The sequence below is a fragment of the Nonlabens sp. genome, assembly GCF_039941875.1.
GTDB lineage: Bacteria > Bacteroidota > Bacteroidia > Flavobacteriales > Flavobacteriaceae > Nonlabens.
Genome location: NZ_JBDVDQ010000023.1, coordinates 63430 through 87845, shown reverse-complemented (window position 1 = coordinate 87845; position 24416 = coordinate 63430). Strand labels below are relative to the sequence as shown.

At 34.0% G+C, this 24416-nt stretch carries 21 protein-coding genes; 8 read left to right on the top strand and 13 right to left on the bottom strand.

All coding sequences use genetic code 11. The features are described 5' to 3' along the window. The first annotated feature begins 3 nt into the window (after positions 1-3). From crtD to ABJF08_RS13805, 3 genes are read left to right on the top strand one after another with little or no spacing between them, the layout of a single operon-like run. Complete coding sequence (gene crtD, locus ABJF08_RS13815; protein ID WP_348116849.1) at positions 4-1470, top strand: 1-hydroxycarotenoid 3,4-desaturase CrtD; 1467 nt, start codon at positions 4-6, stop codon at positions 1468-1470. Then, complete coding sequence (locus tag ABJF08_RS13810; protein ID WP_348116848.1) at positions 1467-2084, top strand: carotenoid biosynthesis protein; 618 nt, start codon at positions 1467-1469, stop codon at positions 2082-2084. Before crtD ends, ABJF08_RS13810 begins: the two co-directional genes overlap by 4 nt. Then, positions 2063-3214, top strand: a complete 1152-nt coding sequence (locus ABJF08_RS13805; protein WP_348116847.1) for a lycopene cyclase family protein — start codon at positions 2063-2065, stop codon at positions 3212-3214. The genes ABJF08_RS13810 and ABJF08_RS13805 overlap by 22 nt, the downstream gene beginning before the upstream one ends. On the opposite strand, the gene ABJF08_RS13800 is transcribed toward ABJF08_RS13805, so the two are convergent. Both ABJF08_RS13800 and ABJF08_RS13795 read right to left on the bottom strand, forming a co-directional pair. Continuing rightward, positions 3215-3922 carry a DUF3291 domain-containing protein gene (locus ABJF08_RS13800; RefSeq protein ID WP_348116846.1) on the bottom strand — a complete coding sequence of 236 codons (708 nt, stop codon included), beginning with the start codon at positions 3920-3922 and terminating at the stop codon, positions 3215-3217. A gap of 108 nt (positions 3923-4030) precedes the next feature. After that, a complete protein-coding gene (locus ABJF08_RS13795) occupies positions 4031-4591 on the bottom strand; it encodes a TlpA disulfide reductase family protein (protein ID WP_348116845.1) in 561 nt (186 codons plus the stop codon). 102 nt (positions 4592-4693) lie between these two features. On the opposite strand from ABJF08_RS13795, the gene ABJF08_RS13790 reads away from it, so the two are divergent. Next, positions 4694-5296 carry a M23 family metallopeptidase gene (locus ABJF08_RS13790; RefSeq protein ID WP_348116844.1) on the top strand — a complete coding sequence of 201 codons (603 nt, stop codon included), beginning with the start codon at positions 4694-4696 and terminating at the stop codon, positions 5294-5296. A 342-nt stretch (positions 5297-5638) separates the two neighbouring features. Here ABJF08_RS13790 and ABJF08_RS13785 read toward each other — a convergent pair whose 3' ends face one another. The 6 genes from ABJF08_RS13785 to ABJF08_RS13760 form a co-directional block, all read right to left on the bottom strand. After that, positions 5639-7906 carry an aconitate hydratase gene (locus ABJF08_RS13785; RefSeq protein ID WP_348116843.1) on the bottom strand — a complete coding sequence of 756 codons (2268 nt, stop codon included), beginning with the start codon at positions 7904-7906 and terminating at the stop codon, positions 5639-5641. 183 nt (positions 7907-8089) lie between these two features. Continuing rightward, complete coding sequence (locus tag ABJF08_RS13780) at positions 8090-10870, bottom strand: bifunctional aconitate hydratase 2/2-methylisocitrate dehydratase (protein ID WP_348116842.1); 2781 nt, start codon at positions 10868-10870, stop codon at positions 8090-8092. Positions 10871-11273: 403 nt separating this feature from the next. Then, on the bottom strand, positions 11274-12227 hold the full coding sequence (locus ABJF08_RS13775; RefSeq protein WP_348116841.1) for a MoxR family ATPase: 954 nt from the start codon (positions 12225-12227) through the stop codon (positions 11274-11276). Positions 12228-12252: 25 nt separating this feature from the next. Further along, positions 12253-13719 carry a peptidylprolyl isomerase gene (locus ABJF08_RS13770; RefSeq protein ID WP_348116840.1) on the bottom strand — a complete coding sequence of 489 codons (1467 nt, stop codon included), beginning with the start codon at positions 13717-13719 and terminating at the stop codon, positions 12253-12255. Then, complete coding sequence (locus ABJF08_RS13765; protein ID WP_348116839.1) at positions 13679-14530, bottom strand: hypothetical protein; 852 nt, start codon at positions 14528-14530, stop codon at positions 13679-13681. The genes ABJF08_RS13770 and ABJF08_RS13765 overlap by 41 nt, the downstream gene beginning before the upstream one ends. Continuing rightward, the gene (locus tag ABJF08_RS13760; RefSeq protein WP_348116838.1) at positions 14523-16502 is read right to left on the bottom strand and encodes a peptidylprolyl isomerase; all 1980 of its coding nucleotides are present in this window, start codon (positions 16500-16502) and stop codon (positions 14523-14525) included. Before ABJF08_RS13760 ends, ABJF08_RS13765 begins: the two co-directional genes overlap by 8 nt. Positions 16503-16596: 94 nt before the next feature. Here ABJF08_RS13760 and ABJF08_RS13755 point away from each other — a divergent pair, with 94 nt between their 5' ends. Together ABJF08_RS13755 and ABJF08_RS13750 are read left to right on the top strand one after the other, a co-directional pair. Then, positions 16597-17097 (top strand): SRPBCC family protein, encoded by a 501-nt coding sequence (locus ABJF08_RS13755; RefSeq protein WP_348116837.1) that lies wholly within the window; start codon positions 16597-16599, stop codon positions 17095-17097. An 8-nt stretch (positions 17098-17105) separates the two neighbouring features. Further along, a complete protein-coding gene (locus tag ABJF08_RS13750; RefSeq protein WP_348116836.1) occupies positions 17106-17348 on the top strand; it encodes a hypothetical protein in 243 nt (80 codons plus the stop codon). Here ABJF08_RS13750 and ABJF08_RS13745 read toward each other — a convergent pair. Then, complete coding sequence (locus tag ABJF08_RS13745) at positions 17341-17718, bottom strand: hypothetical protein (RefSeq protein WP_348116835.1); 378 nt, start codon at positions 17716-17718, stop codon at positions 17341-17343. The two genes, ABJF08_RS13750 and ABJF08_RS13745, sit on opposite strands and share 8 nt — an antisense overlap. Before the next feature lie 580 nt (positions 17719-18298). On the opposite strand from ABJF08_RS13745, the gene ABJF08_RS13740 reads away from it, so the two are divergent. Then, positions 18299-19714, top strand: a complete 1416-nt coding sequence (locus ABJF08_RS13740) for an FAD-binding oxidoreductase (protein ID WP_348116834.1) — start codon at positions 18299-18301, stop codon at positions 19712-19714. Here the strand turns inward: ABJF08_RS13740 and ABJF08_RS13735 are convergent. Together ABJF08_RS13735 and ABJF08_RS13730 are read right to left on the bottom strand one after the other, a co-directional pair. Continuing rightward, a complete protein-coding gene (locus ABJF08_RS13735; protein ID WP_348116833.1) occupies positions 19680-20438 on the bottom strand; it encodes a hypothetical protein in 759 nt (252 codons plus the stop codon). The genes ABJF08_RS13740 and ABJF08_RS13735 overlap by 35 nt on opposite strands. A 281-nt stretch (positions 20439-20719) precedes the next feature. Further along, the gene (locus ABJF08_RS13730) at positions 20720-21487 is read right to left on the bottom strand and encodes an exonuclease domain-containing protein (RefSeq protein ID WP_348116832.1); all 768 of its coding nucleotides are present in this window, start codon (positions 21485-21487) and stop codon (positions 20720-20722) included. 149 nt (positions 21488-21636) lie between these two features. Here ABJF08_RS13730 and ABJF08_RS13725 point away from each other — a divergent pair, with 149 nt between their 5' ends. Continuing rightward, positions 21637-22008, top strand: a complete 372-nt coding sequence (locus tag ABJF08_RS13725) for a hypothetical protein (protein WP_348116831.1) — start codon at positions 21637-21639, stop codon at positions 22006-22008. Here the strand turns inward: ABJF08_RS13725 and ABJF08_RS13720 are convergent. Further along, on the bottom strand, positions 22005-23309 hold the full coding sequence (locus tag ABJF08_RS13720) for an O-antigen translocase (RefSeq protein WP_348116830.1): 1305 nt from the start codon (positions 23307-23309) through the stop codon (positions 22005-22007). The genes ABJF08_RS13725 and ABJF08_RS13720 overlap by 4 nt on opposite strands. Beyond that, a complete protein-coding gene (locus ABJF08_RS13715; RefSeq protein ID WP_348116829.1) occupies positions 23310-24410 on the bottom strand; it encodes a DegT/DnrJ/EryC1/StrS family aminotransferase in 1101 nt (366 codons plus the stop codon). Positions 24411-24416: the final 6 nt, after the last annotated feature.

The following is a 24416-nucleotide window of genomic DNA, read 5'->3' as shown; positions in this document are numbered from 1 at the left end:
TTTATGAAAACAGCCATAGTTGTAGGCTCTGGAATAGGTGGTCTTGCCATAGCTCTAAGGCTTAAAAAACAAGATTATCACGTCCTAGTAATTGAAAAAAATAACTACGCAGGTGGCAAGCTTCATGCTATCGACCTAGATGGTTATCGTTTTGATTTAGGTCCTTCTTTATTTACATTACCTCATCTTATTGACGATTTATTACAACTGTTTCCAGAACAAGAAAACTTATTTTCTTACCATTCTAAGCAAGTAGCTTGTCATTATTTTTGGGAAGACGGCACCGTTTTTAAGGCAAGTACAGATTCACAAGAATTTATCAACACAGCAGCAACTATATTTAATGAAGATGAAAAAACACTGAGCAACTATCTTCAAAAAAGTAAAAAAAAATACAAACTTACTAAAAGTCTATTCTTAGAAAAATCATTGCACAAAGCATCTACTTACCTATCCATGGACACGGTAAAAGCTTTAATCAACACCCCTTTTTTAGGAATTTCAAATACGCTAGATCAAGAAAACCAAGTTTTCAAAAACCCTAAACTGACCCAGCTATTTAATAGATATGCCACTTATAATGGATCTTCTCCTTATCAGACACCTGGTATCATGAGTATGATTCCTCATTTAGAATTGGGACTTGGCACCTATTATCCAGACGGTGGTATGCATCGCATTTCACAATCATTGTTTGAAATGGGTGAAAAGGTGGGAATAGAATTCCGCTTTCGCGAAAGCGTAACCCAAATCAATCATCGCGATAATAAAGTAACCGGTATCACAACCGATCGTGCAACTTATGAAGCAGATCTCGTTATTTCCAACATGGACATCTATCCTACTTATCGCAATTTAATAAAGGATATTAAAGCACCAGAAAAGACACTCCAGCAAGAGCGATCTAGCAGTGCTCTTATTTTTTATTGGGGAATCGATCGAGTTTTCCCAGAACTAGACCTGCATAACATTCTATTTTCTGAAGATTATCGTACAGAATTTGAACATATATTTGAGCACAAGACCTTGTCAAAAGATCCTACTGTTTACATTAATATAACTAGTAAAGAATCACAAGAAGACGCTCCTGTTGGACATGAAAACTGGTTTGTGATGATTAACGCGCCAGGAGACTATGGTCAGGATTGGAAACAAATCGTGCAAGAAGCAAAACAGGAGATTATCAAGAAAATTGAAAAATGTCTACACATAAACATTTCAAATCATATTAAAACAGAATATATACTGACTCCACAAGGTATCGAGTCTAACACCAGTTCTTACAGAGGTGCACTTTACGGCGCAGCTAGTAATGATAAATTTGCTGCATTCTTGAGACATCCTAATTTTAATAAAAGGGTTAAAAATCTGTATCATGTAGGTGGGTCTGTGCATCCAGGTGGTGGTATTCCCTTATGTCTGTTAAGCGCACAAATCACATCAGACTTAATCTCCAAAGCTCATTCATGAGAATAGCAATCATCTTTTTATGGATCATTCATATAGCTGCCACTATAGGTATTGCTATAGGCTATGAAGATTTTTTCTTGCCTAAGTCACCGTTTACTATGGTTTACTTGTTATTTCTATTGATATTCTTTTTCAAGATAGAATCACGCAAGGCAGTGCTGTTATTTATCGGTTTTATGTTCACTGGTATTCTAGTAGAATGGATAGGTGTGCATACAGGTAGCTTATTTGGCGATTATTATTACGGTATTAATTTTGGTCCTAAGCTGGATGGAATCCCAGTATTGATAGGTGTTAACTGGGCTTTACTTACATTTACCACACATGTGATTGCTAAGACATTTTTTAAATCTTCTATAGCTATTATAGCTAGTGGTGCGGCACTTATGGTAGGGTTAGATTTCTTTCTAGAACAAATATGTGATTTTGCTGGTTTCTGGCATTTTAAAAGTGGAGCAGGCTGGTATAACTATATTTGCTGGTACCTTATAGCTGCTATTTTACATGCTGTAGCGTTACATTTTAAACTTAAAGGAAATAAAATTCTATCTTATCATTTATATGGTGTTCAACTTCTTTTTGCAATAGGTCTATGGATAGTCATTACGATATAGCCATAATAGGCATGGGTTGTGCTGGCAGCCACATTGTGCAAGAATTACTGCGCCGTAAAACCGATCTTAACATCGTTATTATAGATGATTTTAAAGCGGCATCATTAGATAAAACTTGGTCTTTTTGGGAAAAAGGTAAAGGCAAATGGGATCATTTAATCTCTCATAGTTGGAAAAAAGGCAGCTACATCATGCCTGATGATTTTATACCTCTCGATCTCGATCCTTATGTGTATAAGACTGTTGAGAGCCGTGATTTTATCGCTTTCGCGAAAGCAGAATTACAACAAAATCCTAATTTCACTTTAATTGAAGAGAAAGTAAACAACGTAGAATATGATGATGAAAAAGGGCACAATAAAAAAATCCACATAAATTACTCCACTGGAACCCTAAGCGCTTCTATAGTTTTAGACAGTCGTATAGATCAAAAGTTTTTTCAAGATACCAAAGCCACAACTCTACAGCAACATTTTAAAGGCTGGGTGATTAAAACCGAGCAGCCTACTTTTGATCTAGAGGTGTTTACCATGATGGATTACAGATTAAGAGATGCTGGTACAACTAGCTTTACCTACGTTTTACCTTACTCTACTACAGAAGCTCTTGTAGAATTCACCTATTTTTCTAAAGACGTAGTAAGCGATGATACTTATGAAAGGTATCTCAAGGAATATATTACAAACTACCTGAACCTCACCAACTATTCTATCGAAAAAACAGAGCAAGGTGTTATACCTATGACCTCCTATAAATTTGAGCAGCACCATAGAAAAAACCACTTAAAAATAGGCACCGCTGGTGGTTGGGTAAAACCATCTACTGGTTATAGTTTTAAAATGAGTGAGAAAAAAGCAGCACAATTAGTAGATAATATTATTTTAAAACGAGAACTTACACATGGTATGATCTCTAAGAAATTCCGCTTTTATGATGATATTATGCTAGACGTATTGCACAGTGATAATGCGCGAGGACCTGAGGTTTTTCATACTTTATATAGAAAAAACAAGATACAGACTATATTCAGTTTTCTAGACCAAGAAACTAGTTTAAGTCAAGAGCTAGGTATTATGCTGCCCATGACATCGGCACCATTTTTAAGTGCTTTCTTTAAAAAGTTATTTTAATTATTTTAAGCTTTGAGGTATTTCAAAGTCTGCCCATGTTCCTTTAATTTTATAGGGTTGGAATCTAGTAAATAGCTCTTCTTTATACCATTGTAACGCCTGTGTTTGCTGTACTGCGTGTCTATGATTTTGACTGCGGTAAGCAAATTTCTTTAAAGCTCTTGCGTCATTCCATAGACTGAAAGTAGCCATTTGAGTTACTGGTCGCTCCCCTACTCCTGCGGTGAATAGTAGATTAGGGTTATCTATTAAATCTAGCTGAGAAGTAGGCACGGCATTCCAGAAAATTTTTAATTTACTCAACTTTATAGTTGCACGAGTTATTACAGAAATGTATTTATTATCCTCATTTAAAGAATCGCTAGTCTCAAACGGATTTTTTTTAGACCATAATCCTCTAGCTTTTACACACTTCATATAAAAAGTAAGCTGATTAGAACTGTGCTTTAGGTATCTACTGTATAATTTAGAATTGGCAAAAAAGCTTTTTGCAGACTCTTCATTTTCCCAGACTTGTAATAATCCATAAACACTCCAGTCTGGTTTGGGATCAAAATTCTCCTTTCCAGAACCTAATAACTTATAGAACTCTAGTCCAGCTGTCTTTTTTAATGGACCGTGCGCAAATTGCATCATTCCAAAAGCCCAAACCTTTTGTTTAAAGCTAGGATATTTAAAAAAAGTAAGTGTTGTTATTTGTTGAGACATAATAAACAAAGATAGATGCGTCTTTCTTTAAAAGGATAAAATGTTATCGTAAATTAATATTAGAAAACGAAAACTTATAAAATCGTCTCTTATCAGTTTTTGTTTTCATTAGTTGATAATCAATTGCTCTAATACTTCTCGTATTACTGTACTATTCCAGTCTACCGCACCTTGTTCTTTAATTATAACTTTACCTGTTCCATCTATCATATAGCTAGTAGGTATGCTAGATTCATAAAGTTCTTCAGGTGTATTCATTTGTGGTAATACAACTGGTATATCAAACTCTTTTTCTTTTAAAAATTGTTTTACTATTTCTGGATCTTCATTAGTAATTAAAAGAAAATCTATTTCATCACCATAGTCTTTAAACAATTTATCGATGCTAGGAAACTCTGCTATACAGGGCGGACACCATGTTGCCCAATAACTTATAAAGGTAACACGTCCTTGTCCTATTTTAACTCTTTTGGAAATTCCATCGAGCGATTTTACATGATAAGTAAAAGACTCTAACTGTTGTTGATCTTCTTTATCTAACGTAGAAGGAGAAAACAACTGTACTTTTATTTTTTGAAGAGCTACCTGAATAGGCTTTCTAGTTTGAGGAATAATAAGCAATGCTATTACAACAACAAAAATTACATTACTGAGAGAAAGCTTTTTCATAAACTATTGTATAGATTACTAGGATCTAGCTATCAAAGATAAATGCCTGTAAAATTAAAATCGTTAATTTACTGTTGTAAATAAGAACCATCCTTTTAAATAATGAAATACTTCCTGTTAGTAATAATACTGTTTTTAATTTCTTGTAAGCAAACCACTAATGACAACGAATCCCATTCTGTTATACAAGAAACTGTTGTTATAAAAAAAAATGTGATAGCAGAACGTAAGAAATCAATTTCTGCTGCTATTCATTTTGATTATCCAGTAGGGAAACCAAATGCAAAAGGATACTACAATGCACAATCTTTTGGTAAAAACGATCATTTAGGAGATGACTGGAATGCAGTAACAGGCGGCAATTCAGATTTGGGAGATCCGATATATTCAATAGCACGTGGTCAAGTTACTTTTGCGGAAGATATAGGCAGCGGTTGGGGTAATGTAATTAGAATAACACATAAATTACCTGACAGTACTTTTATAGAATCACTTTATGCTCATTGCGATAAAATTTTAGTTTCAACAGATAGCATTGTTAACCGTGGAGATCAAATAGGTACTATTGGAACCGCAAATGGCGCTTATCTAGCACATCTACATTTTGAAATTAGAGATGATTTAGAATTACCAGTAGGTGGTGGATATTCAGAAAATACGGAAGGTTATTTGAATCCAACTAAGTTTATTAAGGATCATCGTTGATATTAAGTCAGGTTGTAAAGCATAGTGAAAGCGAAGGCAAAGACAACAATCCACAAAAAAGTCTTTTGGTTTCTCAAAAAGCTTTTTTTAGCGCTCGTTTCCAACGCGTACTCAACAAGCTGAGCATTTGTAATGCGATTCACAGTATGGTTGGAACTGGCAAGGTTTTGAAGTTTTATTTGAACAATTGAAATCTAACCAACAAGAATCAGCAAATTAAAAATTTGATGTTTAAAAAAGTATATAAAATTATTCCGCTTTCGCGAAAGCGGAACTACAACAAACAAAAATGCCTCTTGAAATCTCAAGAGGCATTTTAATATAATTGAAAATATGCTTTAATTATGCTGCGTTATCTTCTTTGATTTTATTCAAAGCACTTCCTTTACGGTACCACTCTATTTGAGCAGCGTTATAGGTATGATCAACTTTAATAGTGTCCATAGAACCGTCTGCATGAGTTATCTCAATAGTTAACGGAACATCTGGTGTGAACTCTGCAAGGTCTACAAAGTTGAACGTGTCATCTTCTTGAATCAAATCATAGTCTGCTTCGTTTGCAAACGTAAGCCCTAACATACCTTGTTTTTTCAAGTTAGTTTCATGTATACGTGCAAATGATTTTACAATCACTGCTACTACACCTAGGTGACGTGGCTCCATTGCAGCGTGTTCACGAGAAGATCCTTCTCCATAATTGTGATCTCCCACTACTACTGAAGGAATTCCTGCAGCTTTATAAGCTCTTGCCGTTGCTGGCACGGCTCCATACTCACCATCTAACTGGTTCTTAACAAAGTTAGTCTGTTTATTATATGCATTTACGGCACCTATTAAACAGTTGTTAGAAATATTATCTAAATGACCTCTATAACGCAACCATGGTCCTGCCATAGAAATATGGTCTGTGGTACATTTACCAAATGCTTTGATCAATAATTTTGCTTCAGAAACATCTGTTCCGATAGGTGTAAATGATTCCAATAACTGAAGACGATCTGAGTCTTCACTTACTTTTATCTCCACACCACTACCGTCTTCTTGTGGCGCAAGGTAACCATCGTCTTTTACTTCAAAACCTTTAGGAGGTAATTCCCATCCTGTAGGCTCGTCTAGCATTACTTCTTCTCCATCTTCATTGATCAACTTATCAGTGATAGGATTAAAATCTAATCTACCTGCAATAGCAATGGCAGCAACCATTTCTGGTGATGCTACAAAGGCGTGTGTATTAGGGTTACCATCAGCACGTTTTGCAAAGTTTCTATTAAATGAATGTATGATAGAGTTTTTAGGTGCATTTTTAGGATCTTCATAACGTGCCCACTGACCGATACATGGTCCACAAGCATTGGTAAAAATCTTAGCATCTAGGTTTTCAAAAATCCCTAAAATACCATCACGCTCTGTCGTATAACGTACTTTTTCTGATCCTGGATTTATACCAAAATCTGCTTTAGTTTTTAATTTTTTATCTATTGCTTGTTGCGCTATCGAGCTTGCACGAGAAAGGTCTTCATAAGAGGAGTTTGTACAAGAACCTATAAGTCCCCATTCTACCTTAAGTGGCCAATCATTTTTAGTAGCTTTTTCATTCATAGAACCTACCTCTGTCGCTAAATCTGGAGTAAATGGTCCATTTAAATGTGGCATTAAAGTATCTAGATCAATTTCAATCACTTGATCAAAATATTGTTCTGGATTTGCATAAACTTCATCATCACCAGTTAGGTATTCTTTAACTTCATTTGCAGCGTCTGCAATATCAGCTCTATCTGTTGCGCGCAGGTAACGTTCCATCGAGTCGTCATACCCAAATGTAGAAGTCGTTGCTCCTATCTCTGCACCCATATTGCAAATTGTTCCTTTTCCAGTACAAGAAAGGTTTGCAGCACCGTCTCCAAAGTATTCTACAATTGCACCTGTACCACCTTTTACGGTAAGGATCTCAGCTACTTTAAGAATCACATCTTTCGGCGCTGTCCAGCCTGATAATTTTCCTGTTAGTTTAACACCTATAAGTTTAGGGAATTTTAATTCCCAAGCCATTCCTGCCATAACATCTACAGCGTCTGCTCCACCTACACCTATAGCAACCATTCCTAATCCACCTGCGTTTACAGTGTGAGAATCGGTACCGATCATCATACCACCTGGAAATGCATAGTTTTCAAGAACTACCTGGTGAATGATACCTGCTCCTGGTTTCCAAAACCCAATACCATATTTATCTGATACTGACTCTAAAAAATTAAAAACCTCGTTAGAAGTATTCATAGCATTTTGAAGATCAGAACTAGCGCCATTTTTGGCTTGGATCAAGTGATCACAATGTACTGTGGTAGGTACGGCAACTTCTGTTTTACCTGCCTGCATGAACTGCAATAAAGCCATTTGTGCAGTGGCATCTTGACATGCGATACGATCTGGCGCAAAATCTACGTAATCTTTACCTCTAGTGAAGGGTTTCCCTGGGATTCCATCCCATAAGTGAGAGTACAAAATTTTCTCAGCTAGTGTAAGAGGCTTACCAGTAAGTTCTCGAGCTTTATTAACGCGAGATGGTATCTCATTATACACTTTCTTAATCATGTCGATATCAAATGCCATAAGGTATATTATTAATTTAATTAGTGTTTTAAATGTACAAAATTATAGAAAGACTATTTATAATATAAATATAAAATTGAATGCCGAGCCTATGAATCAAACGTGCACCAAGTGTAAATAGCGGCACAAAAAAAAGCCTGAGTCATAGGACTCAGGCTTTAATTCTATAAGATAGTTTGTTTATTAAGCTACTACTAAATTCTTTGTAGATGGCTTAAATTTAGTTAAAACTATACCTTCAACTGCTGCTTCATATTCTTCCATTGTTGGAGTTCTACCTAAAATTGTAGATAATACAACTACTGGTGTAGAAGATAATAAAGACTCTCCTTTTTTACCGTCGGTATCTCTTACTACTCTACCTTGAAATAAACGCGTAGAAGTAGCCATTACCGTATCACCTGGCTCTGCTTTTTCCTGATTACCCATACACAGGTTACAACCTGGACGCTCTAGGTATAACATGTTTTCATACTTAGTACGTGCTAATCCTTTAGGTGCATTATCATCAAATTCAAAACCTGAATATTTAACTAGAACATCCCAGTCTCCTTCTGCTTTTAATTCATCTACGATATTGTATGTAGGAGGCGCTACAACCAAAGGTGCATTAAACACTACCTTTCCTTGCTGTCTCTCGATATTCTTTAACATCTGAGCTAAGATTTGCATATCTCCTTTGTGAATCATACAAGATCCTACAAAACCTAAATCTACTTTCTTAGTACCACCATAATAAGATAGTGGTTTGATATTATCATGCGTATAACGTTTAGAAACGTCTTCGTTATTTACATCTGGATCTGCTATCATAGGCTCTACAACCTTGTCTAGATCGATAACTACTTCAGCATAATACTTAGCATCTCCATCTGGTTTTAAAGCAGATTTTACACCTGTTTTAATCTCAGTAATACGGTTATTTGCTTTATCCACTAATCCTTTAAGATCTTGTTTTGGGTTATCCATACCCTTGTCAATCATGATCTGAATACGATCTCTAGATATTTCTAACGATTCAATTAAAGTTTCATCTTCAGAAATACAGATAGAAGCCTTTGCTTTCATCTCTGCAGTCCAGTCTGTAAACGTAAATGCCTGATCAGAAGTTAACGTACCGATGTGTACTTCAATAATTTTTCCTTGGAAAACATTCTCTCCTTCAAATTGATCTAACATTTGCTCTTGAGTAGCGTGTACTACATCACGGAAGTCCATGTAAGATTTCATTTCTCCTTTAAAGGTAACCTTTACTGATTCTGGAATAGGCATAGTAGCCTCTCCTGTAGCAAGAGCTAAGGCAACGGTTCCTGAATCTGCTCCAAAGGCAACACCTTTAGCCATACGAGTGTGTGAATCTCCACCAATAATAACATCCCAGTCATCAACTGCAAGGTCATTAAGTACTTTATGAATAACATCAGTCATGGCATGATACTTCCCTTCTGGGTGACGTGCTGTAACTAATCCGAAGTCGTTCATGAACTTCATTAATCTAGGGATATTAGCTTTAGACTTATCATCCCATACAGAAGCTGTATGACAACCAGATTGATAACCACAATCAACGATAGGTGAAATAACAGTCGCTGCCATCATTTCTAATTCTTGAGAAGTCATTAAACCAGTAGTATCTTGAGAACCTACAATGTTAACTTCTACTCTTACATTAGAACCAGCGTGTAACGTTTTTCCTGGTGTTGATCCTACTGCATTTTTATTGAATATTTTTTCAACTGCAGTTAAACCTTGACCTTCTATAGATACTTCTTTTGCAGTAGCATATACTTGAGGCACATCTATATCTAAAACTTTACAAGCAAAAGTTTGTAATTTTTTACCAAAAACAACAGCATAAGAACCACCTGCTTTGATAAACTCCATTTTAGGTGGAGTTAAAGCTGCAGAGATATCTTTTAACTCTTTGTCTCCGTTATATAATTTCTTTGTTTTTGTATTGATAGTAAGAACCGTACCAGTAGCTACAGAATATTCTTCTTTAAGAATAGCCTCACCATCTTCATCAACGATTGTATTACCGTCAGCATCTTTTTGCTTTACCCAGTTTTTTAAATCGATACCTATACCACCAGTTACTCCAACTGTTGTTAAGAATATAGGTGCAATACCGTTAGTACCTGCGATTACTGGAGCATAGTTAATAAATGGTACATATGGACTAAAAGGAACACCTGTCCATAATGCAACATTGTTCACACCAGACATTCTTGAAGAACCTACTCCCATAGTTCCTTTGTCAGCGATTAACATCACTCTTTTATCAGGATGTTGCTCTTTTAATGCTAACAATTCATTTTGCATGTCTTTATTGTGCTCAAACATACACTGACCGTGTAATTCACGATCTGATCTTGAATGCGCATCTGCACCAGGAGATAATAAATCTGTAGAGATATCACCTACACCAGCAACAAAAGTCACAATTTCTATCTTTTCATCTACATCTGGTAATTTAGTAAAGAACTCTGCTTGTGCATAGCTTTCAATAAGCTCTTTAGCTATAGCATTACCCTCGTTAAAAGCTTTTTCTAACTTTTCAGTATCTGCTTCATATAAAAATACTTGAGTTTTTAAAACTTTAGCAGCTTCTTGAGCAATCTGAGCATCACTACCTAGGGCAAGATCCAATAAAACCTCTACAGAAGGTCCACCTTTCATATGAGCTAATTGTTCAAAAGCAAAAGTTGGTGTAATTTCTTTTACCGCTTCCTGACCTAAAATAATTTCTTTTAAAAACTTAGCTTTAACAACAGCGGCACTAGTCGTACCTGGTAAAACATTATAGATAAAAAAGTTAAGAGATTGCTCTCTAAACTCGTTATTAACATCTTTAATTTGCGATATAATTTCGCTTAATAATTCAGCTCCATCTATAGGTTGTGGGTGAAGTCCTTGCTCTTTGCGATCTTCAATTTGCTGAAGGTAGTCTTTATAAGTATTCATATAGTTTGTAATAGTATTCGGTTCAATGTAAATTAAGATATGTCTTAATGATGTAAACTTTTTCTTACTGACAGTCTATCATCAGAAGCCATAATCATAAAATTAATTTATCATTTTTTATGGATTGCGAAGCTACAAAAATGAGCCGTTAAATGAAAGTTTAACACACTATCACAGTAGTTTAGACATTATCAAAATAGCGAGGTCTTAAAAGGATAGATTTTATCAAATTGACAATTTAAACAGCGTTAAATTATCAATTTAATAAATAACTATATCGATAGTAGTATTTTAGCTTTCGCGAAAGCGTAATTGTTTATGCTTATACTGCTATTAAATAATTTTTAATACAAAAAAACACCTCGTAAAAGGTGCTTTTATATAATTTGAGTCAAAAAAGTAATTATAGAATCTGCGCTATGATACTTTCTTCTGTGTGACCTTCAGCTTCTGCTTTATAATTTTTAATAATTCTATGTCTTAAAATACCTGTAGCAACCGCTTTTACATCTTCAATATCTGGACTGTATTTACCATTTACCGCTGCATGTGTTTTTGCTGCGAGAATCAAATTTTGTGATGCTCTAGGACCTGCGCCCCAGTCTATATATTGCTTTATTATATCTGGAGCCTCATCACTTTTAGGTCTAGTTTTACCTACTAATTTAACTGCATATTCTATAACATTATCTGCAACAGGAATACGTCTTACTAGTTGTTGAAAATCTACTATTTCCTTTGCCGTGAAAAGCGCATTTATCACCGGTTTTTTATCACTGGTAGTCGCCTTTACTACATCCACTTCTTCTTGATAAGTAGGATATTGTAAAAAGATAGAAAACATAAATCTATCTAACTGTGCTTCTGGTAATGGGTAAGTACCTTCTTGCTCAATAGGGTTTTGTGTAGCCAGTACAAAATAAGGTGCATCTAGCTTATACTTATGACCAGCCACTGTAACCGACTTTTCTTGCATCGCCTCGAGAAGTGCAGCCTGTGTTTTAGGTGGCGTACGGTTGATCTCATCTGCAAGGATTATGTTAGTAAACACAGGTCCTTTAATGAATTTAAACGTTCTATTCTCATCAAGAATTTCACTTCCCAAAATATCACTAGGCATTAAATCTGGTGTAAACTGTATACGCTTAAAATCCAATCCTAGGGCTTGCGATATCGTATTAACCATTAAAGTTTTAGCCAGTCCTGGGACACCCACGAGAAGTGCATGACCACCAGAGAAAATAGAAATCAATATTTCATTGATTACGTTCTCTTGACCTATTATTACTTTGGCTATTTCCTTTTTAAGTTCCTGATGTTTTTTTACCAGGTTATCAATCGCAGCTACATCTGACATGTGATGGGGTTGGTTTATTAACTATTTAGTTCCAGGCATTCAGAATATCACACTCATTATATTCTGATCCTATTTTAATATAAGTATCGGCTATTTTTTCATTACGCCATTTCTTGATAGCTTTTACTTGCTTATCCTTTAATGCAAGATCCTTAATCTTTAAGTAATCTTGAGCATAATTTGCTTTATGGTCTGGGATTTTATCGATCACATAAACCAGCTTATAAGATGTTGTTCCTGTTTGACTTTTTTCTTCAATGATACCACTTACATCACCTTTTTCAAGAAATTGTAATGTGGATGCCATATCAGACTCTAGTCTAGTTATTTCTACTCTACCAGTCCCTGTGTTAGGATTAATAATTTTACCACCATTTTGAGCTGTTCTTTCTTCGTCACTTATTTCTTTTGCAGCCTCGCCAAATTCAATCTCCTTAAGAATGATACGATCACGCATAGCATTTAATTCTGCTTTTGCTTTCTCCATCTGACTTACCGATATGTATGGTATCAATAAAATGTGTCTTACCTGTCTTATCTGTCCTATCACTTTCTCTACATAAAGAATGTGCCATCCGAATTGAGTCTCAAAAGGTTCACTGATTTCTCCTTCTCTCAAAGAAAATGCTTGGTCTTTAAATTCTTTTACAAATGGACTTGATCTTTGTAATTCTAATACACCACCGGCACGTTCTGTCCCAGTATCATCAGAATAAAGAGTTGCCTTTGCAGCAAAATCGGCACCGTTATCAAGAACATCTTCTCTATATTCCTTAAGTTTATTAACGACTATATCTATTTCACTTTGTTCAGCTTCAGGAATAACGACTATTTGCGCCATTTCTACTTCTGTATTAAAAAGCGGTAATTCTTCTTCAGAAATTTTACTAAAAAACTCACGTACTTCTTCTGGTGTAATCTCTACCTGCTCCGTAATTCTTTCTTGCATGCGCTGCGCTAGCAATACATCACGATTTAATCTATTAAGAGCTTCTCTTACCTGACCTATATTATCCTTTTTATAGAATTCGGCTACTTTTTGCTCATCAGTAGTCTGTAAACCATTCTTAAAATATTGAATAGTTTGCTCTGTTCTACCTTCTATCTCACGATCGCTTATGGTTATACTATCTTGAATCGCATGGTGGGCATACATTTTTTCTGACAGTAGGCTTTCCATTAATTCACAATTTGAAATATTAGCAATTCCAGACTGTCTATTTGCTTGCTGCTTGGCACTTACAATATCCGATCCTAAGATTACATAATCTCCTATCACACCAGCAACACCTTCTATAAGGAATCGTTTCTTCACAGGTTTTACACTATCCATAGCGGCTAGAGTTTCTGCAACGATCTGGTTATCCACATCTACAACATCATTATCTGTCGTAGTTGTTTGTGCGGTTACCGCTTTCGCGAAAGCGAGAACGATAAAAACACCTAGGTATTTAATTGTTGATTTTAAGTTTATCACTGTTAATAGCGTCATTTAATAAATCTTTTTCTAATTTTTTAATATATGTAAGCTTGCTTTTATTGAGCAATACTTGTTTTACTGTAGGCTTAACGTAAGATAAAGGCGCACGATCACCGCGTTTGAGCACTTTATTGAAGCGCACCAAATATACACCAAGACTATCTTCTAGCTTCCAAATTTTATTCTCTTTTATATATAACTTTTCATTTACAGGGTTGATTACATTCATGGCGTCAAAAAGATGGCTCTTTTTAACCCATATGCTATCATTTAAAAAGTAATTGCGGTACGATAATTTTAAACTATCGATCTTTCTCAACGAAGGTACATCTCCTTTATTGAACCATTTAGTTATTTTTTGCAAATCAGTGTTAAGAGGATCTAACTGCAGGTATCTAAACTGCACTAAATCTTCATTTAATTTAAAATCTTCTTTACGCGATTCATAAAATGCTTTAATTTGACTTTCTGAAATTATAGTATCAAGATTTTGCTTAGTTAGATCTTTTAAATACTCTTGTGCATATAATTCTACACGGTAGTTCTCTACTAACTCATCTAATTCTTGCTGGCGATCTTGTCCTATATTATCTCTGGCGTTATCTAACAACAGATAATCTGTAGCCCATTTATTGATATAAGCATCTATAATTCTTGTACTATCTGCCGCTGTATAATCAGCCGGTAGGACACGTATTATATCACTTTTATCTAGATAATGCTTTCCTAAAATAACTACAGCATCTGGCTCTGTTTCTTTTTCAAAAAACTGACAGGATGCAAGACTAGCTGCTAATAATATGTATATAAATCTTTTAATCAAGTTGATTTTCTATTGCTTTTTTGACTTTCTTAAACACTTTCTTACTCACCTTAATTTGATGACCATTTCTTAAATTATCTAACCAGTTTTTTTCTAGTTCTTGCTGGTAATCATTTACCACACTACCTCTAGCCTCTTCTAGTGTTTTATTTGTAGGCTCTTTAATTCCTTTAACATCTATCACTTTATAAAAGTTATCGCCTGCATCGTGATAAACTGAAGAAACTCCCAGTTTTATTTCAAAATCATCTGGTAATCTATTATAAGTTTCTTCTACCTCTCCACTAGAAACAATGACCTGAGTCTTATTATCAATATTTAAATTGCTTTTTATACTATCTATTGTTACTTTTTTAATGAGTTGCTCACGTACATTTTCAGCTATATCACGAGACACATTTTGAGTTAATACGATGTCTAGTCTTCGTTTCCATTTATAATCCTCTCGGTGATTATTAAAATATTCATTTAAACCTATAGAATCGTTTTTTGCCTTGTTCCATATTTCTGTCTCAATGAGATCAAAGACTAGAAAACCTTCTTTAAATTCATTATACAAAAATCTAAATTCTTTGTTATCTCTCTCCAGATTTTTATCGTAGTACGACATTAATTGGTCATTACTATAATCTGTATAATAAGCATCTAACTTTGCCTTTTTTGATGGATAAGGTTGAAAATCCTTAGCCATTTTAGTCTCTACATATTTTAAGAAATCGCTTGTTTTGTATGAAGCCTCATTAATAGTAAAAAGCTTTTGATCCACATCCTTTATTTGATCATCAAACTTATATTTTCCTGAAAGTAGTAACGTATCGTTCACCATCGCATATACGTTTTTTGGTAACGTATTTTGATCTTCCATGTTATATAGAGCTTTCAACTTATTGATAAAGCCTTCTGTTATTTTTCTAGATCTAGGAGATTTTTTAATTTTATTCTCTAACTCATGTTTTAAATCCTCATATGATTTAACAGGATGCTTTTCTAACAACTTAATAATGTGCCAGCCAAATTTAGTATTTATAGGCTCGCTATAATCACCTACATTTTTCAATGCAAATGCAGCGTTTGCAAAAACCTCGTCCACACCACCTGTGCCAAATTTATTCAATTTACCTCCACGAGCAGCGCTGTTACTATCGTCAGAGAATTCACGTGCTAATTGTTTAAAATCTTTGCCCGATTCTACCTGTTTATAAATCTCTAGAATACGCTCTTGTGCATTTTTACTGCTCGCGTCTTTTTTATCAAAAGCCATGATATGCGCCACTGTTAACTCACCAGGATTAGGCCTCGTATCATTAACATAAACTATATGGTAGCCAAAGTCTGTTCTAAATGGTTTTGAAAAACTGCCTTTCTCTGTATTAAACGCGGCATTTTCAAATTCATATACCATTCTAAAAGAACCGAACCAGCCTAAATTACCTTCATTACCTGCGCTAGGGCCTTCACTTTTAGTTCTTGCTATAGAAGAAAAACTAGCCCCATTTTTTAATTCTTGTTCTATATCATGAATTTTATTCCATGCCTTTAACGTATCTGCAGGTAAAGCCGCACGATCTACTTTTATGAGAATATGACTTGCATTTACCTCTTTATTACCACGTGCATATGCCTCTCTCACTAACTGATCTGAAACCTCATTATCAGTTAAATACGCTTGTGCGATACTAGCACGAGTGCTCTCTATTTCTTTAAGATAATCTTCTTTTTTATGTAAACCTAAGCTGTAAGCCTGTTGCAATTTAAGGCGGTAATCAATATAAAGATCTAGATAATTATCAATGTTTTTTTGATCTTCATCTTGTACAATATCTATGTTTTTAAAGTAAAACTTCATAAACGTACCAGCGTCATAGTCTGTACCATCTATGGTAAGCAATGTTTTATCTTCTATGTCTTGTGCCGTTGCTTTTACGGTTAGAAAAAAAACACTTATCAATAATAGACCACTTATATACTTCATATAGTTCCTTTTCAAAGATTGCAAAAATAGTTATTTAAGATTGCCTTTCAAAACGCTAGAAACGAGCAATTATTTTAAGGTTACCGTATAAGTTTTGGATCCATTTTACGACTGCTCTTCTATGATAAAAAGTGAGAATGTAATCGAGATACTTTTACCTATTAATCAGGTGATGGAACTATTTAAAAATGAAGACTTTTTTCAATACTGGCAGAAAGGTCTAGTAAGTTCAAAGCCTTTATCTGTCGACGCTGGAAAAGTAGGTAGTACTCGTGATATGAAAATTAAGGTAAGCGGTGCCGTTATCACCATGAAAGAAGAGATTACCGCTGTAGATTTACCACATCTTTGGGAAGCTACTTACCGCACTAATGGTGTACTTAATTTACAGAGTAATCGCTTTCGCGAAAGCGAAACTTTCATAAAAAATAAAGTGGTAAAATCTACCTTATGGAACGCCACTAGCATTTTTAAATTTACAGGTATGATGAGAGTCATAGCTAAAACAAGACCACAACTCTTTACTAACCAAACCTATCAACACATGAAAGATTTTAAGATATTTGCAGAGAGTAAAATACCTGTAAATCAATAATATTTTTCATGAGAAAGCTAAAATTAATATGGGACTTTAAAGGTCCAGATGCTCAAAAAACTGCAGCTCACCATCTTATCCATTTAGATGAATATGTAAAGGATAATAAAGTAGTATCTCTAGCAACTGGTACGGAGCAGATAAATGATAATCATTTTATAGCATTTCTAGCACTAGAAGAGTTATTTATGCCAGCTGTGCGAGATACATTAAAACCACACCGAGGACAATTATGGCAACCGTCTAATTAAGTTTATTCACTTCTAATATAGAAAAACGCTCTACTGCACGTCTACCCAATAAGTGAATTAAAGATGTCCATACTAAAAGATAGAAGATACGTGTGAGGTAATAAAAGTCTATAATATCGCTGTAAAAGGCCACTAGAAGAAAAGTGTTAGACAGTAAAAAGCCGAATGATATATATAGATAATTACCATTTCCTGTACGATCATCTACTTGTAAATATGATATTACCGTAATTGAACAATATACCATTCCCGCTATCGCATAAATATTATAAATATTTAATAACCAGTTTTCTATATCTAAAACTACAATTTCTAATAAGTAGTTTAAGAAATAATACAAACCTGCATTAGTTAAAATTAAAAGTAACATGGTAATTTTACTAATTGTTTTCCAATTAATAAATTGATTAATAGAAATTACAAACAATAAAAATGCAGCTGTAGAAGCTATTAAATATAGTAGATGCGGTATGGTAAAATTGAGATAAATGTAAAATATATCGGTAAGTACTAGTAATAACGTGCCTAATAGATATCTAGGAATTAAATATATTTTATACCTAGCCACCAAATAACCGCACCCAACAACACTTGTAAGTAACCTACTCCATTTTATTAAAGATAAATTTTCAATATAAATCGAAACAAAGTTTAATAACAACAAGGTTGCTATTATCGCTATAAACTCTTTATATAAAAACTTGCTACGCAACTATCAGATATTTTATGCAAAAATAAATCATTAATCATAAGAGTCATCATTTACATCTAAAACCAGAATTAAATACCGTTTAAATACAATTTTAATAGATTAAATGATTTTATAAAAAATTTTTAATGAAAATATCTATTAAAGACATAAGATAAAAATCCCTTACTCTTTACAGCTCAATTTAAATTCACCTATAGTTCTTTACTAAGAGGTTCATTTTAATTAATAAACTATAGATTTGAAATCTACATATATTTTTAATTACTATTCTCAAATGTCTGTTACTTCCTTATTCACTTCAGTTTTAAAATCAGAACAGATTCTAGGATCTGATAGTTTATCACATCGTTATCATCACATATGGCACATGGACCAACCATTAAAAGCTCTATGCGTTCTCCTACCAGAAACAACACAACAAGTAAGTGAGATTATGAAAATTTGCTATGCACAAGAACTCCCTATAGTTGTTCATGGCGGTTTAACTAACCTAGTAGGAAGTACAGAAACAAAAGGTGATGAAGTAGTTGTTTCTACAGAAAGATTAAATAAAATTGAAGAAATAGATATCGCAAGCCGAACAATGACTGTACAGGCAGGTGTTATTCTAGAAAATATCCATAACGCAGCTACAGAAGAAAGCCTCTTATTCCCTTTAAATTTTGGAGCTAAAGGTAGCGCACAAATAGGTGGCATTATTTCTACTAACGCTGGTGGTTTAAGAGTTCTCAAATACGGCATGACTAGACAACTTGTATTAGGCCTTGAGGCAGTAACCGCAGAAGGGACTATCATCTCTTCTATGAAAAAAATTATAAAGGATAATAGTGCTTATGATTTAAAACAATTATTTATCGGTAGTGAAGGGACACTAGGTATTATCACAAGAGCTATTCTTAAACTAGAAGAAGCACCACGAAGTCGTAATGCGGCTTACATCGCATTTAATGAATACGATCATGTGGTGAAATTTCTTAAATACATGGATAGCAATCTAGCAGGTAAAATGAGTGGCTTTGAACTGATCTGGAAAAACAGCTATCAGCAAATGACTAGTGTAAGTGATGCTGTAAAACCACCATTACCTTATGATTATAACTATTACGTATTAGTTGAGGCCTTAGGTAGTGATCAAATAAAAGATCAAAATGAGTTTCAAGAAATTTTAGAAAATGCATTAGAAAATGATCTTATTCTAGATGCGGTAATGGCACAATCTCCTAGTGATATAGAATGGTTTTTTAGAATTAGAGAAGACGTAAATAATCTAGTAGACTTCATGAAACACGATCAACATTTTGATATAAGTCTTCCTATACCATTAATAGGTTCTTATATTAAAGAAAGATATAAGAAACTTGCTTTAATAAATGGTGTTGAGCAGGTATATGCCTTCGGTCATGTGGCAGATGGTAATATACATTTTATGATAGGCAAAGAAAATCTAAGCATACAGCTTAAAAAGGAAATTGATCATTGTATCTATGGTGGGCTAAAAGACATAGGCGGTTCTGTAAGTGCAGAACATGGTATAGGAACACATAAAAAAGATTACTTAGAATTGTGTAGAACAACAGAAGAAATATCTCTAATGAGATCGCTTAAAACTTTAATGGATCCTAAAGACTTATTGAATCCTGGGAAGATTTTTTAAGTATCGCTGCCGCTCTTACTGCTTCTTTTTGCAAATATGCCATATAAGCATGTCTTACTAAAAAGAACAGTGCAAACAAATAAGCTGCTCTATCGATTAAAAAAAACAGTTTGGGCTCAATTTTATAATAAAAGGCAAGCATCGCGACAAAATCTGAAAAGATTAAACCAAACAAAGCATACATAAAATAGGCTGTCCTAAAGCTTAGACGCGTTGCATTCAAAAAAGCGGAAAACAAACAAGAAATTAAGCCGGTAAAACCAGTCAATTTTATTAGATAATAAGCGAGTTTACTTTCAAATAACTCACTTATATCAGATATAGTAAAATGAAGTATATAAACGTTAAAGAGAAAAACTAATAAAAAGACAACGTAATCTAAGTTAGTAACACGTCGCCATTGTATTTTTCTTAAAGCAGAAATACTTAACGTTAGATAAATAGCTATAGACCATAAAGCATAAGTTATTAACCCAAAATGATGCTCATAAAACACCATTGAAACATCAGAGCAAACCAACATTATAAAAATACTGTAGATAATCCTATTTTTATAACTAATGTTAAAATGAAAGTATAGTAATGCTGTTATTGAGGATAGGAGTCTAACTAATCTAAATTCGATAAGATCAAAAAAATATACAGTAACAACATTTAAAACAATGAATATCATTGCTATATAAAGCATCTGTTTATTTTTAGATAGTCTCGCTATTCTATTCATGGACATCAGTCTGAAAAGCAAACATAGTCATAAAGTGATATAAATTACTTGAATACAAAGTGCTTATTTAACCTTTAAGATTATTAAGAAACATTCTAAACCTAACACTGTATTATACTGCTTTTCCACCCAAAAATAGTTTTTTGGCAATTTACCGTTTATCCGACTTTGTGTTTTTAGGCGATAATAAAAATCAACTTTAGACACATAAACAGCAGTAGTTATTAGATAAAAAAAAGGATGCTTTTTAGTTAAAAACATCCTTTTCATAATATAAAAATCTATCCGTTAAAACCTCTAAGCTTTATAGCTGTAAGAACCTTCTTTGTGTATAGAGGAAAATCTGCATTCTGAATCCAGCTATAATAACCAGGTTCTTTTTCTAGAACATCTACGATTCTTTTTCCTTTATGTTTCCCAAAGTTAAAACACTCTTCTCCTTGATCATTAAATGCTAGCATCCCAGCAAAATCTACAGGTTTTCTACGTGTAGAGAACTCTGCAAGAGATTTCATATCATTTTCCAATTCTGGATAGCGATCTAACTGTCCTTTAAGAACCTCATAAGTTGCGATGGTATCGGCTTCTGCACTATGCGCGTTAGTAAGATCTTTATCACAATAAAATTTATAAGCAGCCACTAGTGTACGCTGCTCCATTTTATGAAAGATATTTTGCACATCTATCGCATTACGATTACCCATGTCAAAATCTACGCCAGCACGCAGCATTTCTTCTGCAAGAAGCGGGATATCAAATCTATTAGAATTAAAACCTGCAAGATCAGAGTCTTTTATAATATTATGAACTTCGTGTGCTCTTTCTTTAAAAGTAGGCTCATCTTTAACCATATCATCACTTACTCCGTGTATAGCCGTAGTTTCTGCTGGAATAGGTATGGTAGGATTAACCTTAAAAGTATACGTTTTTTCTTCTCCATTAGGAAAAACCTTATGTATAGAAATCTCAACGATTCTATCTTTAGAAATATTGGTTCCTGTTGTTTCTAGGTCAAAAAAGCAAATAGGTCTGTTGAGCTGTAAATTCATAATAATACTAGATATTTATTTTAAAGGATCCGCTTTCGCGAAAGCGGAACTACCACTAACACTAAAACAGAAATTAACTAACTTTACAAATATAAGTTCGTGCATCGCAGCTAGGCACAAATTTTGAATGCATTTATTAAAATATTATCATGAAGCTTATTTCTATTCTTTTTTTACTCTTATTTATCACACCTGAACAGAATTCGCATAAAGGCATAGACATTACTGTGCGCAATGAGCGTAAAAGTATAGTGTACGTAGCAGAAAATACGACCGATAAGGATATTGATTTGTTTTTTAGAGTAGAGAGTTCTGGTTTCAGACGTAGTGCAGACAGACCTATGATTACTACCATACCTGCAAAAAAGAAATTAGATCTTATAGAATTAATTCCGCTTAAAGGAGCTGACACTTTACATTCTTACATGGCTATAGTTACAGAAAAAGATAACAGCATGACATTTAAAAAATCTGACACCGTGGTTAAACAAGTACGACGTGAGGCTCCTAATGGTAATTAAGCTACTTTCATTTTACTAAACAGTTCTTTGCGCAGTAAAACTAACAAAATGACTAGGTAGAATAAATAATTACCTAAATAGGCCATTACCACACCTTCTTCTTGAAAGGCAGGTATAAGAAATATGGACAGCAAATAAAAAGATAAAATACTTAAAACTTCAGAAATTAAGTAACGCCACAAATCGTTTATGGCAATAAATCTAAATGCTATGACAGTAGTGATGACTCTTATAAAATCACCCAATAATTGCCATTTAAATAAAGGTTGTGCACCATCAAATTCATGACTAAAGAGTATCGTTAAAATTAAATTTCTAGAAAGATAAATAGTCACCAGTCCGGCTATAACTATAGGCAACATCGTTTTATAAAAATGAACGATAGTCTCTCTATAGTTTTTAAGACTACTGTTTTTACTTAAATTAGGTAATACATAAAGACTTACTAGACTGGTCACAAAAAGCATATAATAACCAGAAACGCGTACTACTGCTTCCCACCATCCTGCAGCTACATCACTAACCTCTACCTTAATTATATTACGTACAAGTATATTTATAAAAGGTATGAGTAAGGCGCTAAATAACGCCATGGCACTGTATTTTAATAGTTGCCCACTTGTACTCTTATCAAAATTAAAAACTAGTAATTCCTTAAGTGGTACTTGAGCTTTTAATCTCGTGAACCAAAACAAAAATCCTACGACGCATTGTACAAACGGAACTAGCGCAATAGCATAAAGTGCTCCAGTTAAATTATATTCAAAGCTTAAATAAGCTGATATAAAAAAAACAATTAAGCTAATTATAATATTGAGCGTTATGAATTTCTTATACCATTCATATCCTTGCATTAAGCTAGTGATAAAAATAAAAAGAACATAAAATGGCAACCCTACTGCAAACAATTTAAATATTAAAGAAAAATCTGCATCTATAGCGATAAGTTCCTTATCTAGCCATCCTGCTGAAAAAAATATAACAATAGCAGCAACAATACTTGTTACTATAGACATGGTCCAGCTAGTATTTATAATCTTTTTTAAAGCTACTGGATTCTCCTTATGTTCTGCAGTATTTTTAACGAGTCCATTTTCTAAACCAAGAGATGCAAAACTCCATACTCCTTGTGTAAAGTTGCGTAGGTTACCTAGAACACCCATTCCTGCTGGCCCCACATAATTAGCAAGAATCCATGTCATAATGGTTCCTGTTCCTATTTTAATAAGTATATAAATAGAATTAAAGCCAGCTACTTTAAGAAGTAGGTTTTTATTAAGTTTATTGAGCAGTCTTCTCATTTAATAAGCATTTACTGCTGTTATAATAAATTCTACATCTTCATTAATCAATAAGGGATGGCATGGTAAGCTTACCTCGGTACGATGCAATTCTTCTGTTACAGGAAAAGAAAGGTGATTCAATTCTTTGAAAGCTGCTTGCTGGTGTGGCGGTATTTCATAATGCACACTTGTACCTATACCTATATGATCGAGATAATCCATGAATACTTTTCTATTAGCAACATATACAGGAAATACGTGTGACACACAGTTGTCCAAAAAATCAGACGGTAATAATTTTACTTTTTCGTTATTGATATGCTGGTAATAATAAGTAGCTATTTCTATTCTTCTGGCATTATCGGCATCCAGCATTAGTAACCTGTTAGATAAGAAAGCCGCTTGCAATGGATCTAATCTAGAATTAACACCTATAATATTATTTACAAATCTACTCTCTCTTCCGTAATTAGCTACTTTGCGACACATGGTTGCTAGCTCAAAATCGTTAGTAGTAATTGCACCTGCATCACCTAGTGCACCGAGATTTTTAGTCGGATAAAAAGAAAAGGCACTAGCTCTAGCTAGATTACCAGATTTTTTACCATCATTATTAATAGCACCATGAGATTGTGCGGTGTCGCAATAAATATTTATATGATTTGCTTTTGCAAAAGCGTACACCTCATCCTCCACTAACTTACCATAAATATCTACAACTATAATGGCGTCGTAATCCTGATTTACTTGTTTTATAGAATTCACTTTCAAAGTAAGTTCTTCCACATCTACAGGCACCGGTATCATTCCCGCATGAATGATACTTAAGAATGTGGCGATATAGGTGTGCGCAGGTACTAGTATAGAAGCGTTTTGCGGTAAGTTACCTAGAGCAACTTCGGCCTTTAAAATAATCGTTAAAGCATCTAACCCATTCCCGGTACCTATACAATGATTTGTACCACAATAGACTGAAAATTCTTTCTCAAACCTATTTACATATTCACCTCCTATGAATCTGCCAGAGGTATGGATTTCTTTAAATAATACGAGATCTTCCTGAGCAAACCTATCATTTAAAGGTTTAAGGTCTAAGTATGGAATGTAAGGTGGAGTCATCTCATT